Annotated in this window: 10 protein-coding genes; 1 reads left to right on the forward strand and 9 read right to left on the reverse strand. The window is 65.4% G+C overall.

Features of this window, described 5'->3' with window-relative positions:
• Positions 1 to 4 precede the first annotated feature (4 nt).
• The 7 genes from ACFW0H_RS13385 to ACFW0H_RS13415 all read right to left on the reverse strand — a co-directional run bounded on the left by ACFW0H_RS13385 (position 5) and on the right by ACFW0H_RS13415 (position 9,213).
• On the reverse strand, positions 5 to 2,074 hold the full coding sequence (locus tag ACFW0H_RS13385; RefSeq protein ID WP_422914391.1) for a DUF1302 domain-containing protein: 2,070 nt from the start codon (positions 2,072 to 2,074) through the stop codon (positions 5 to 7).
• A gap of 523 nt (positions 2,075 to 2,597) precedes the next feature.
• The gene (pepN, locus tag ACFW0H_RS13390; RefSeq protein ID WP_422914392.1) at positions 2,598 to 5,255 is read right to left on the reverse strand and encodes an aminopeptidase N; all 2,658 of its coding nucleotides are present in this window, start codon (positions 5,253 to 5,255) and stop codon (positions 2,598 to 2,600) included.
• A 106-nt stretch (positions 5,256 to 5,361) separates the two neighbouring features.
• Positions 5,362 to 6,192 carry a DUF2797 domain-containing protein gene (locus ACFW0H_RS13395; protein WP_422914393.1) on the reverse strand — a complete coding sequence of 277 codons (831 nt, stop codon included), beginning with the start codon at positions 6,190 to 6,192 and terminating at the stop codon, positions 5,362 to 5,364.
• Positions 6,192 to 6,452: a YeaC family protein gene (locus ACFW0H_RS13400; RefSeq protein WP_377691909.1), complete on the reverse strand. Its 261-nt coding sequence runs from the start codon at positions 6,450 to 6,452 to the stop codon at positions 6,192 to 6,194. Before ACFW0H_RS13400 ends, ACFW0H_RS13395 begins: the two co-directional genes overlap by 1 nt.
• A gap of 36 nt (positions 6,453 to 6,488) precedes the next feature.
• Positions 6,489 to 7,355 carry a rhomboid family intramembrane serine protease gene (locus ACFW0H_RS13405; protein WP_422914394.1) on the reverse strand — a complete coding sequence of 289 codons (867 nt, stop codon included), beginning with the start codon at positions 7,353 to 7,355 and terminating at the stop codon, positions 6,489 to 6,491.
• Positions 7,352 to 8,326 carry a metallophosphoesterase gene (locus ACFW0H_RS13410; RefSeq protein ID WP_422914395.1) on the reverse strand — a complete coding sequence of 325 codons (975 nt, stop codon included), beginning with the start codon at positions 8,324 to 8,326 and terminating at the stop codon, positions 7,352 to 7,354. The genes ACFW0H_RS13405 and ACFW0H_RS13410 overlap by 4 nt, the downstream gene beginning before the upstream one ends.
• Complete coding sequence (locus tag ACFW0H_RS13415; RefSeq protein ID WP_422914396.1) at positions 8,326 to 9,213, reverse strand: NAD(+) kinase; 888 nt, start codon at positions 9,211 to 9,213, stop codon at positions 8,326 to 8,328. The genes ACFW0H_RS13410 and ACFW0H_RS13415 overlap by 1 nt, the downstream gene beginning before the upstream one ends.
• Before the next feature lie 93 nt (positions 9,214 to 9,306).
• Here ACFW0H_RS13415 and ACFW0H_RS13420 point away from each other — a divergent pair, with 93 nt between their 5' ends.
• Positions 9,307 to 10,251 (forward strand): DUF1853 family protein, encoded by a 945-nt coding sequence (locus ACFW0H_RS13420; RefSeq protein ID WP_422914397.1) that lies wholly within the window; start codon positions 9,307 to 9,309, stop codon positions 10,249 to 10,251.
• Positions 10,252 to 10,352: 101 nt separating this feature from the next.
• Here the strand turns inward: ACFW0H_RS13420 and ACFW0H_RS13425 are convergent, their stop codons facing one another.
• Positions 10,353 to 11,294, reverse strand: a complete 942-nt coding sequence (locus tag ACFW0H_RS13425; protein WP_422914510.1) for a 1-aminocyclopropane-1-carboxylate deaminase/D-cysteine desulfhydrase — start codon at positions 11,292 to 11,294, stop codon at positions 10,353 to 10,355.
• Between the two features lie 66 nt (positions 11,295 to 11,360).
• Positions 11,361 to 12,731, reverse strand: a complete 1,371-nt coding sequence (locus ACFW0H_RS13430; protein ID WP_422914398.1) for a chromosome partitioning protein ParA — start codon at positions 12,729 to 12,731, stop codon at positions 11,361 to 11,363.
• Positions 12,732 to 12,763: the final 32 nt, after the last annotated feature.

Below are 12,763 nucleotides of genomic sequence, written 5' to 3' on the forward strand. Positions count from 1 at the left end.
GTGCTTAGAAGGAGTACTTGACGTTGACGCCGATGTTGTCGCGATCGCGTACCGAGTTGTTCTGGCCGCCGCCGTAGAACTCGGTGTATTGCAGTTCGGCTTCCAGGCTGTTCAGGTAGCTGGCCTTGAGGCCGAGGGTGTAGGCCTTGCGGCCTTCGATGAAGTTGCCGGTCTGGTAGGAGTTGCCCTCGAAGTCGTCCTTGTAGACGACGAAGGGCGAGATGTTCACGCCGGCGTAGACGTCGTTCCAGGTACCGGACAGCAGCAGGGTGTAGCCGTAGGCGTTCTTGTTGACCTGGTCGTCGCGATCGCCGCCAGACACGTAGGAATGGTTGCCGCGACCGGAGAAGTAGCGATTCTGGCCGTTGAACGCGGTGTACTGAAGGTCACTGCCGCGCAGGTGCTCGGAGGCCAGCTCGGCCACACCGATCAGGGAGTCGAAGGACAGCGACGGACCGAAGTTGTAGATGGTGCCCAGGGAGGTGTTGTAGGCCTCGACGCGCTCGGAGTTGTGGATCTCGTCGCCCAGGTGGACGCTCTGGCCACCGATGTTGACGGTGCGGCCGGACGCCAGGGCCGGCGCCTGGAGCAGCAGGTCGCCCAGCAGGTCGTTGGTGGTGGCGATACCGATCGGCAGGTTCGGGCGGTAGGCCAGTTCACCGAAGACCGAGGCATCGCCCAGGGTGGTGTTGAAGCTGAAGCCATACATGCGGATGTCTTCGGCGTATTCGCGACGGGCGTCGACCTGGTTGGCCACGTCGATGGTCGCGATGCCGCCGACCGCCTGGGAAAGCTGGGAGGTCGGATCGGCAAGGCCAGCGCTGACCTGATTCGGAATGTTTCGCAGCGCGCCGCCGATGATGGCGTCAGCACGGGGGCTGCCGGTCGTGCCACCCCCGGCCACCTGGGCGATCTGCGCCGGCGTGAAGCCGCCCTGGACCAGCGCCTGGGTCGTTTGCGCGGTAACGAGGCCCTGCGCGATCTGCTGCAGATTCAAGCCCTGGAAGCTGCCCAGGTCCGCCTCGATGGTGGGCTCCTTGGCGTGGTAATTGACGAAGTAGAAGCCGAACTCGGTGGAGTTCAGCTCTTCGGCGATATAGCGGAAGGCGACGCCGAACTGGCCATCGTTCTTGGCGTTGATGTCCGGCTGGATGGACGCCACCTTGATGTTGCCGTTGGCATCGACGGTGCGGCCGCCCTGCAGGCCACCGACACCCAGGCCGCTCAGGGCGCTGTAGGCCCCTGCCAGCGGAGTCAGGCGCGGCTGGGTGGAATAGGCCGTATTGCCACCTTCGGCGAACAGGTCGGTCTCGGAGTAGTAAGTACCCACCGGGTCGATGGCCGATTCCTTCCAGTTCCACTGGTAGAAGGTTTCCATCGACAGGTTTTCGGTCAGGCCGACGTTGAAGCTCAGGGCTTCCACCGGCACCAGCACTTCCTTCAGCTCGGAGCCCGGCAGGCGGAACTTGGCAGCGTCCACCGGGTTGGTGGTGTTCACGCCACCGCGATAGAAGATCCCCTCGCCCCAGTTGAACACCTGGCGGCCGACGCGGCCGGTGACCGGCATATCGGCCACGTCCCAGTTGCCATAGAGGTAGGCGTCGAGGATCTGCGCGTCACGGCCGGCCTTGTGGCGGGTGTCGTGGGTGAAGCTGTCATCCTTCGGGAAGTTCTGGCTCGGCTGGATCGGGTTGTTGTTGTCCAGGTAGTCGTTGCGCTTGTCCATGATCTGGGTGTCATAGAAAGCGGTGCCACGGACGAACATGCCGTAGTTCTTGTAGGTCGCTTCCAGGTCGGAAGTGATCTTGTAGACCTCGGAGACCAGGCCGGTATCGAAGTTGCGGTTGCCGTCGTTGGTGTTGATGTCGTCGTTGGTCTTGTCCCGCCCCTGCACGCGCCACAGCTGGCCGTAGGAAACGGTGGTGTCGAGGGAACCGGAAATTTCGTCGTTGGCGAAGCTGAATTCCACCGCCTGGGCCTGGGCGGCCACCAGCAACGGCAGGATGCCGGCAAAGGCGAAACCTGCCTTGGCCGGTGCGAAACGCAACGTGGGCTTATGGGACTTGAGCTCCATCGAGTCTTACTCCGTGGACTGATCACTTTGTTATTGGCGGCCCGTCGGGCAGGCCTGTTTGTCCAGTCGCTCTTGGCGACCTTTTTGGCTTCGGCAGGAAATCCCCAGCGCAGAGCGCACCCCGTTGCGGACGCACCGAAACGGGGCCAAATCGGCAGGCGGAGTTGCAACCATGGTGCCAAGTCGGATTTGCGCGTCAGAAAAAATCCGCGGACTGTGCGACAGAAAATTGTCAAACAAGTGACTGATCATCCACTGATCAAAATCAAAAAATCTGTCCGATCTTGTCTGACGATGTGGCTCGATTTGTCACTCAAGATCACACTTGCAGGGCATGTACGCTCATACCAAAAGCTGCCTAGTCAAGCCTTTTCTGGGCTTTTAAGGCGCTCAGCGCATAACGGCGGCTGCAATTATTTCTTTAAGTAACGAAAAAGTGTTACCAGAACAAACCGGTAACACTCGATGAAAGGATGAATTTCGGCGGGATTACAGCCCGCTTTCGCGGGCTGTCGGAGGGGACTCAGGCGAGGCTCTTGCTGACGACTTCGAAGACATCGCTGGACAGCTCGCCAGAGGCGAGGATGCGCTCCAGCTCGGCCTTCATCAGCGCCTGGCGCGCCGCGTCGTACTTGCGCCAGCGGGTGAGCGGCGCCAGCTGGCGCGAGGCGATCTGCGGGTTGAGGGCGTTCAGGGTGATCACGTGGTCGGCCAGAAAGCGATAGCCCGCGCCGTCCGCCCGGTGGAAGTTGATCAGGTTCTGGTTGGCGAAGGCGCCGATCAGCGCGCGCACCTTGTTCGGGTTCTTAAGGGTGAATGCCGAATGCTGCATCAGCGCCTGGACCCGTTCCAGCCCGCCCGGCAGGCCGCAGCCGGCCTGTACGCTGAACCACTGGTCCATCACCAGCGGGTCATCCTGGAAGTACTCGGCGAAACGCACGAGGGCGTCGGCCTTCTCCTTCTCGAAGCCGGAATTCACCAGCACCGCCAGGGCCGAGAGGCGTTCGGTCATGTTGTCGCAGTCGTTGAACTGCTCCAGGCAGGCTTCCAGCACTTCGGCCTTGCCGCTCTGCATCAGGTAGGACAGCGCGATGTTCTGCAGGGTGCGGCGGGCGATGTGCGCGGCCTCGGCCACATAGGCGGTCTCGCGGGAGGCCGTGCGGTTGGCCTGGTAGCGCGCCAGCAGTGGCTGGAACAGGGATTCGCCGATGGTCTGGCGGGCGAATTCGCGAGCGGCGTGGATGGCGTCCACGTCGGCCACTTCGCTGATTTCGGTGAGGTAGGCCTCGCTCGGCAGCGACAGCATCTCGGCGACCATCGCCTGGTCCAGCGACTCGTCCTCCAGCAGGGTGCGGAAGGCCGCGATGAGGCGCGAGTCCAGTACCAGCGGCTCACCGCGCTGGTGCTGGCCGATCAGCTCCTGCAGGACCTGCACCGACAGCTGCTGGCCGGCTTCCCAGCGGTTGAAACCGTCGGAGTCGTGCTGCATGAGGAACATCAACTGGTCGCGGCTGTAGGGGAAGCTCAGCTTCACCGGCGCCGAGAAACCGCGCAGCAGCGAGGGCAGCGGGCGCTCGGGGATGTCGACGAAGGTGAAGGTCTGCTCCGCTTCGGTCAGGGCCAGCACGCGGCTGCCGCCCTGGGCCGCCGCCTCGCCCGAGAGGCGCAGCGGCAGCTCGCGGCCCTGGGCATCCAGCAAGCCCAGTTCCACCGGAATGACGAAGGGCTGCTTGTCCTTCTGGCCCGGGGTGGGTGGGCAGCTCTGGAGGAAGGTCAGGCTGTAGGTCTTGGCCGCGGCGTCATAGCTTTCTTCCACGGCAAGGCGGGGCGTGCCGCCCTGGCTGTACCAGCGCTTGAACTGGCTCAGGTCGACGCCGTTGGCGTCCTCCATGGCCTTGACGAAATCGTCGCAGGTCACGGCCTGGCCGTCATGGCGCTCGAAGTAGAGGTCGGTGCCCTTGCGGAAGCCCTCGGCGCCCAGCAGGGTGTGGATCATGCGCACCACTTCCGAACCCTTCTCGTAGACGGTCAGGGTGTAGAAGTTGGAAATCTCGATGAAGGAGTCCGGGCGCACCGGGTGGGCCATGGGGCCGGCGTCCTCGGCGAACTGGTTGGTGCGCAGGAAGGCCACGTCCTCGACGCGCTTGACGGTGCGCGAGTTCATGTCGGCGGAGAACTCGGAGTCGCGGAATACGGTGAAGCCTTCCTTGAGGGACAGCTGGAACCAGTCGCGGCAGGTCACCCGATTGCCCGACCAGTTGTGGAAGTACTCGTGGGCCACCACCGCCTCGACCCGCTGGTGGGCGGCGTCGGTGGCGGTCTCGGCCTTGGCCAGCACGCAGCTGGAGTTGAAGATGTTGAGCCCCTTGTTCTCCATGGCGCCCATATTGAAGTCGTTCACCGCGACAATCATGAAGATGTCCAGGTCGTACTCGCGGCCGTAGACTTCCTCGTCCCAGCGCATGGACTTCTTCAGGCTGTCCATGGCGTGCTGGACCTTGTCGATGTTCTCCGGCTCCACGTAGATGCGCAGCGCCACATCACGCTGGGTCATGGTGGTGAAACTGTCTTCCACGCACCAGAGGTCACCGGCCACAAGGGCGAACAGGTAGGCGGGTTTCTTGAACGGGTCTTCCCAGGTGGCCCAGTGCCGACCACCCTCCTCCGCTCCGCTGGCCACCGGGTTGCCGTTGGACAGCAGCACCGGGTAGCGATGCTGCTCGGCGCTGACGGTGGTGGTGAACCTGCTCATCACGTCCGGACGGTCGAGGTAATAGGTGATCTTGCGGAAGCCCTCGGCCTCGCACTGGGTGCAGAACATCTTGCCGGACTTGTACAGGCCTTCCAGGGCGGTGTTGGTTTCCGGGTGGATGCGCACGGTGCTGTCGAGGGTGAAGGATTTCGCCAGCGGCTGCAGGGTCAGGTGGCTGTCGTCCAGCTGGTAGTCGGCGGCCGTCAGCGCGCGGTCGTCCATGGACAGCGCCAGCAGCTCCAGCTGTTGGCCGTCCAGCACCAGGGGCGGCAGCCCCTCGCCGTGCTGCGGATTGCGGCGCATGACCAGTTGGGCATGGACCAGGGTGTGATCCTCGTACAGCTCGAAGGTCAGGTTGGTCTCGTCGATCAGGTAGTCGGGGGCCTGATAGTCCTTGAGGTAGATGACTTTCGGTTGCTCGGTGCGCATGGTCGTCTCTTCGATAGCGGGGCGGCCCCGAAACCCTGGGCCGTTCCAGATGAGTGGGTCAAGGTCGGAAGTATGGACTATTCCCCGGCCGACCTGACGGATTGGGCTACGCGGCGCTGATGGCCAACTGGTAGGCAGTGTACTTGCGCAGGTTGATCACGCCGGTGTCGAGGATCAGGTACTGGCCCTTGATGCCCCGCAGCGTACCCTCGACCACCGGCGTCTTGTCCAGATCGAAGCTGACGACCTTGGTCGGATAGGCATCCACCGGGTAGCTGATCTCGATGGGCGCAAGGTCGGTGACCATCTGGATCGCCTGCAGGCCGAAACGGTCCTGCAGGGCGCGCATGCCCTCGGCGCAGGTGTCGAACAGCTCGTCGCGGATGGCTGCCAGGTCCAGGGGCGGCGCCTCGCCTTTCAACATGGCGCGCCAGTTGGTGCGGTCGGCCACCTGGCTGCGCAGCAGGTCTTCGACGAAGCCGGATTGCTGGCGGGTGGCGACCCGCACGATCGGCAGCGCCTGGCTGGCGCCCTGGTCGATCCAGCGGGTCGGTACCTGACTGGCACGGGTGATGCCCACCTTGATGCCGGAGGAATTGGCCAGGTAGACGACGTGGTCGGTCATGCAGAAGCGCTCGCCCCACTCCGGCTCGCGGCAGGTGCCCTGGTCGTAGTGGCATTTTTCCGGGCTGACGATGCAGCTGTCGCACTGCGCCAGCTTGGTGAAGCAGGGATAGCAGTAGCCCTGGCTGAAGCTCTTCTTCGTCTTGCGCCCGCAGTGGATGCAGTGGATGGCGCCGAGGTACTCCAGGCGCAGTTGCCTGCCGATCAGCGGGTTCGCCGCGATGTCCGCCTCGCCGAGGCGCAAGCCATACTGCACGGGAGCTTCAAGGCGCACCGACATCTTCGACAGCGCGCCGCGTCCTAATTCCAGCATCAGTGAACCGAATTCGACTTGAACAGGAGGTTGGGGATGGGCTCGGACTTGGAGCTGCACTCCTGCGGCCCCATGTAGCCGGTGCGCTCTTCCTCGGGCAGGTTCTTCAGCTCCCAGGCGATCACCGCCTGCAACGACAGCTCCTTCTGCTCCTGGGTCAGCTTGCGGCCATCCGGCCACTTGCCGATCTCCACGGCGAGCTTGAGGCTCTCGTAGACATCCTGGGTGATATTGCTGATCAGATGGGCAAAAGACGACATGGGCCACTCACCGGGAATTGAGACAAGCTGCGCATTCTAACGGCGTAGACGAGCAAGGGCACCCCCGATCAGTCCGGTGGCGCAGCCGGCGACCAGCCCGCCGACGTGCGCGCCATTGGCGATGGCGCCGAAGCCCAGGGCGGTGATCAATCCGGACAGGCACACCAGCAGCCAGATCAGCATCATCGCCATCACCCCAGGCGGCAGCCGATAGGCCGGGCACGGCGCCAGGCGCTGGAACACCCAGCAGTGGCCGAGCAGGCCGTAGAGCACGCCGGAAAGCCCGCCGAACAGCGAGGCCCCGCTGCTGAAATACTGGGCGAAATCCGACACCAGGCTGAATCCCAGGGTCAGCACCAGCAGCATGAATCCGCCCTGGCGCGACTCGATGCGCCGCCCCAGCTCCCAGAACCACATGCCATTCATCGCCAGGTGGAGGATGCCGAAGTGGATCAGCATGGGCGTTACCAGCCGCCACCACTGCCCCGCCTCCAGGCCCTCGGCCAATGGCGAGAAATAGATGTAGTCGCCTTCGATCTGGAATTCCTGGAAGCTCAGCCAGCTGATGACCGAAAAGTTGTCCCCGAGATTGGTGAGCGCGGCCACCACCAGGGTCACCAACAGCACCAGGCTGGTGATGCGGCTGGCCTTGAGCTGGGCCAGCAAGCCGGGACGCGGCGCCTCCCTGGGCGCCTCCTGCTGCAGCTGGAAATGTGGATCGCCGTCGGGAAAGCGTTCGTAGAGGCCGCGCACCTGGTCGGCCAATTGCGCACCGGGCACCCAGAGCACCTGCTCACCGGACTCTTCGCTGACCCGATACGGCACTTCGAGCCGCTGCAGCAGGGCGATGAAGCCGGAGAGGTCCACGGTCAGCGGCAGGCGCAGTACTTCAACGGGACTCATCGAGGCTCCTCGGGGCGTTCCACATCGACCCAGACGAACTTGTCCGGATCCAGCCGGCTTTCCTGGTCGAGCCGGTAGGCCACCAGCTTGCCGTACATCACCGCGCTGTAGTCCAGGCAGGCCAGGTTGCCGCGGATCGGCGCCGGGCGACCGCGTCGCCAGTAGTGACCAACGAAAAGAATGGGTTCCTGCGGACCATAGCTGAGCAACCGCGACTTGTGCGCCTTGGACAGGGGCGCGCTGGCCACCTGCTCGGGCAAGGCATCGGGCTGGAACACCACGTCGCCGTAGGTCTTGGGATCTTCGGCCCAGAACTTGGTGCGGAACACCGAACGGGTGAAGCCGTCACTGCCGGTCAGGGTCATGCCCCCCGGCAGCGGCAGGTCGGTGCCGCGCAGCAGGCGGTCGAAAACCCGGCAGGCGAAGCTGGACGGGTCGGCCGCGGCCTTGAGGAACGCCTCGTTGATTCGCCCGTCGGGATGCATGTCGCGCAGGGCTTCGATCAGCTCGCCATCCCAGCAGGCGTGAACCATGCGGAAGCGCCCGCCGTCGAGGAACAGCGGCAACTCGTAGAACCAGCCGAGGAAATCCCGCCAGTCCGCCGGATGGCTCTCGAACTGCTCCAGGGTTTCCTTGATCAGCCGCGTGTGGCGTGGGGTGTGCTCACGGACGAAGTGGCGCCCGCTGCCAGGCGGCGCGGGGGTGCTCCAGCCCAGGGCATTGAACTCGTGGTTACCCATGATGCACAGCGCCTGACCGGCCTCCACCATGGCGTGGACCACATGCAGCGCCTCGCGGATGCGCGGGCCGCGGTCGATGATGTCGCCGAGGAACAGCGCCATGCGCTGGGGGTGCTGCCAGACATCGCCACGCTTGCGGTAGCCCAGGCGATCGAGCAGGCGTTCAAGGGTATGGGCGCAGCCGTGGACGTCGCCGATCAGGTCGTAGCCACGGGCGGGATCGAGGCTCATCAGTCGCCTCCGCCGAGTCGGCTGCCCCAGCCCAGCTTGGTCCGGCAGACCTCGTAGTAATTGTGGTCCAGGGGATGGATCAGGCGCAGCTTCTGCGGCTTCTTGGACACCGTGATGGTGTCGCCGGGGGCGCAGGTGAAGTGGTTCTGTCCGTCGCAGGACACCAGCGGGTAGATCTGCAGGTTGGGCGAGACCACTATCTTCAGCTCGCTGGTGCTGTCGACGACTATGGGCCGGCTGGACAGCGTATGCGGGTACATGGGCACGACGACGATGGCATCGAGCTTGGGGTGCATGATCGGTCCGCCCGCGGACAGGGCGTAGGCGGTGGAACCGGTGGGCGTGGCGATGATCAGGCCGTCGGCCTTCTGGCTGCAGACGAACTGGCCGTCGATATGCAGTTCGAATTCGATCATCCGCGTCGACTTGCCGGGATGCAGGACCACATCGTTGAGCGCATCGCCCTGGCCGATGGCCTCGCCATGGCGACGCACCTCGGCCTCCAGCAGGAAGCGGCTCTCGACGCTGTACTGGCCGTCCAGCACCTCGGCCACTTTCACTTCCAGCTCGTCTGGGCGGATATCGGTGAGAAAGCCCAGGCTGCCACGGTTGATTCCCAGCACAGGCACGTTGTGCCGTGCCAGGGCGCGCGCGGCTCCCAGCATGCTGCCGTCGCCACCTACCACTATCACCAGGTCGCAGACCTCGCCGAGGATCTTCCGCGAGGAGGTCTGCAGGCCGTGGCCGGGCAACACTTCGGCGATGGTGTCCTCGAGGATCACATGCAGATGGCGGTCCAGCAGGAATTTCTTCAGGCGGCGGATGGTATCGAGCACGTGGGAACTGCCCAGGCGACCGATGATGCCGATATTGCGGAATTGCTCCATGGTGCTCCAGGACGGCATGGCAGGGAGAGGAATGGCGGAATTATGGAGGATAGCGACAGAGAGCGGCAAACCGCCGTCGGCTATGCTCGCAAGATGCAAGCCTTCGAATCGCTGACCGACCTGCCTCGCCAGTTGCGCCACCCCGGTGTGCGGGACCTGGCGTGGGCCCTCCTGTCACCGCCGCTGCTCAGCCAGCCGCCGTGGCGCCAGCGCCACCCCCTGAGCGCCAGCGGCTGGGCCAGCCATCCCGAACGCCTGGCGGACTGGATGCGCCATCTCGACCGGCAGCCCGCCCCTCTCGAACAGTGGCTCGCACAGGGTTCCAACCGCCGCCTTGGCCTCTACTACGAGCGCCTCTGGCAATTCGCCCTGGACCAGGCGCCGGATGTGGAACTGCTGGCGGCCAACCTGCCGATCCGCATCGCCGGCCAGACCTTGGGCGAGCTCGACCTGCTGCTGCGCGATGCCGAAGGCGTCCACCACCTGGAACTGGCGATCAAGCTGTACCTGGGACCGCGCCATGGCGATGGCAGCAACCCTTCGGAGTGGCTCGGACCCGGCAGCCACGACCGCCTCGACCGCAAGCTGGAACACCTCAGCCAGCACCAGCTGCCGCTGTCCGCCAGCCCGGAGAGCCGCCAGGTGCTGGACCAGTTGGACGCCCAGCCGGCCAGCGCCGAACTCTGGCTGGGCGGCTATCTGTTCTACCCCTGGCCCGGCAACTGCACGGCACCCCAGGGCGCCAACCCGTCGCACCTGCGGGGCCTCTGGTTGCGGCACAACGAACTGGAGGATTTCCTCGGCCAGACCGCCAACGGCAGCTGGCAACCGCTACCCCGGCAGTCATGGCTCGCCCCGGCGGCCTGCGAGGCCGACGAGCACTGGACCGCTGAACGCTTCGGCCAATGGCGCGAACAGCTGGCGCCGGACAGCCCCGCGCGCCTGCTGGTGCGCCTGGCGCCGGATGGGGATGGGCGTTGGACGGAGGCCGAACGGGCGTTCCTGGTCAGTGATCGTTGGCCTCTGGCGCCCTTATAGGGTGAGTCGTGCGCCACGCCCGTGGCGCCGAGAAGCCCTTACAGGCTGCGCAGGTGCCGGCGCTCAGGGGCGCTCATGGCGTCTTCCCCGGCCTGGCCCGCTCAGCCGGCCAGTTGCGCCAGGCTGGCCTGCAACGCCCGGCGCCCCTGCAAGCCGCCGGTATGCAGCAGCACCAGCCGGCTGCCCGCCGGGATGCGGCCGGCCTGAGCTTCATCGTGGATCGCCAGCAGGGCCTTGGCGGTATAGAGGGGTTCGAGGGCCAGGCCGCCCTGCCGCTCACTGTCCAGGAGAAAGCGCGCAAGTTCGGCGTCCAGCCGGGCGAAGCCGCCACGGCTGGCATCGATCAGCTGGTATCCCTGGTCGGCGCGCCCGGCGCTCGCGAGCATGGCCCTCACCTGTTCGGCAACGCCGTGGTCCGGCGGCACCGCCAGGGCGCCCATCACCGGGTGCCGACCGTCCTCCCCGAGCACCAGGCCCACCAAGGTGGTGCCCGTGCCGACGGCGGTCCAGAGGCTGTGATAGTCGTCCCAGCCGAGACGAGCCAGCTGCCCGCGGACCATCCCCACCAGTTCCGCGCAGCCCTGCGCGCCCGGAAGGCCGCCCGCGCCCTCGGGCACGGGTTGCAAGCGCGGATAGCGTTGCAACCAGGGTTCCCAGAAACCCGGCTGGTGACGGGCGCGATAGCCGCCGTAGCCCAGCCAGTGCAGGGTCATGCCGAAGCGCTGGAGGTCGCGCACCGTAGGGGTATCCAGGGGCTCGCCACGCAGCAGGCCGACAGTGGGGAAGCCGAAGCGCATGCCTGCCGCAGCCAGGGCGTGCAGGTGATTGGAGTGGGCGCCGCCAAGGCTCATGATCCCCTCCGCGCCCTCATCGGCGGCCCGCGCCAGATAGGGGGCCAGCTTGAACCACTTGTTGCCCGATACCAGGGGGTCGAGTGCGTCCAGGCGCAGCACGGCGAGCTCCAGGCCGGCGGCGGTCAGCCAGGGCAGGTGCAAGGGTTCGAGGGTGGCGCAGGGGTTCCAGTCAGGCGGGATCAGCGGCAAGGTCGGGTCCGTTGGCGAGCGGTCGAAGAGGCGCAAGGATAAATCAGGCCCGCGCCAGCATGCCGGTCAACCGGCAGTGCGCAAACGTCCTCCTGCACGATGCCGGGGGCAGCAGTTGGACTCGCCGGCCACGAAGCGGCTGGGCGCCTCGACCCGGTCGATGGGCATGCTGCAGCGCTCACCGTTGGCCAGGCTGGCCTCGCAGGTGGGCTGCTGGTAGTGGGCGAGCCACTGACGGTACTGGACTTCGGACACGAAGCACTTGGCGGCGGCGTAGGCCAGGGGGTTTTCCTGGTAGCGGGCCAGGTCGGCAAGCGGAATGGTCAGGTGGCCGGCACCGGGATGGTAGACCACGAATACCACGCCCAACTGGGCCAGGCGTTCCATCACCAGTTGTCCGGACTGTCCCTCCAGGGCCTCGCACGCCTGGCGCAGCCGGCTGACCTCGTCCTGCAACTGGGCATCCACCTGATCGCGGCAGGCCAGTTCGACGTCTCGAATGGCGAGCTGTTCGCGATATTCGGCCACGGCGGCGGCAACCCGCGTCTGCAATTCGCCTTCGAACTGCGCGCGGAGGATGTCCGCCTCGGTGCGACTGTGGCGCTCAAGCGCACGCAGCTTCTGATTCATTTCCTCGCGGTCGGCCTGGAAGCGTTCCGACACACCGGCCAGCTCATCCTGCAGCGCGGCATTGGCCTCTTCCTGCTGGCGCAGAGCTTGCTGCAGGACACGGATCTGCTCCTGCAATGCCGAATTGCTCTGGTCGGCGGCCTGGCGCACACGCGCCATGGCCTCTTCGTTCTGCTGGCTGAGCGAGCTGAGCCGCAGGCGCTGCTGGCGAACCAGCTGGGCGGTCTTCAGGCGATGCTCCTTCTCCATCTTTTCCGCCAGTTGCTCGGCCATCTCCTTGGTGATTTCCGGCGGCGCGTACCAGCTGTCCTCCGGGGCCACCTGCAGCCGCTCGGCGTCCAGCACCTGGGGCACCTCCTCCTCCACCAGGATGCCGAGGTTGTTGCCCTTGATGGCGTCCCGCAGCTGCGTCAGATCGTTGCAATCGGTGTTGAGGCTCGGGTCCCAGAGGTGCATCTGCTGCCAGGACACCGGGCACTGACTGCGGCAAGCCAGACGAATCGGGCCGGCGCCCAGATCAGGGCCACGCCCCGCACGTTCGGCCAACTGCCGCAGGGGCAGGTTCCAGCCGGTGTCGGCGCGGCCGTCTTCGTCGAAATCGAGGTAAAAGAACACCACCGCACGCACCTGCAGGCGCGGGTTGATCATCACGTAGGCCAGGCGCATCTGACAGTCGGAGAACTCCGGCAGACCCACTACGCCATCGAGAATGGCTTCGAACTCGGAATAGAGCATCTGCTTGCAAATGCCGCGGTCGTTGAAGAACACGACGGCTTCCACCTGTTGCGGCTTCTTCAGCATGCTCATCGCTCTACCTCTGGCTCTGCGCGGCGAATCGC

Origin of the sequence: Metapseudomonas cellulosilytica (genome assembly GCF_049334135.1) — a bacterium.
Classification (GTDB): domain Bacteria; phylum Pseudomonadota; class Gammaproteobacteria; order Pseudomonadales; family Pseudomonadaceae; genus Metapseudomonas.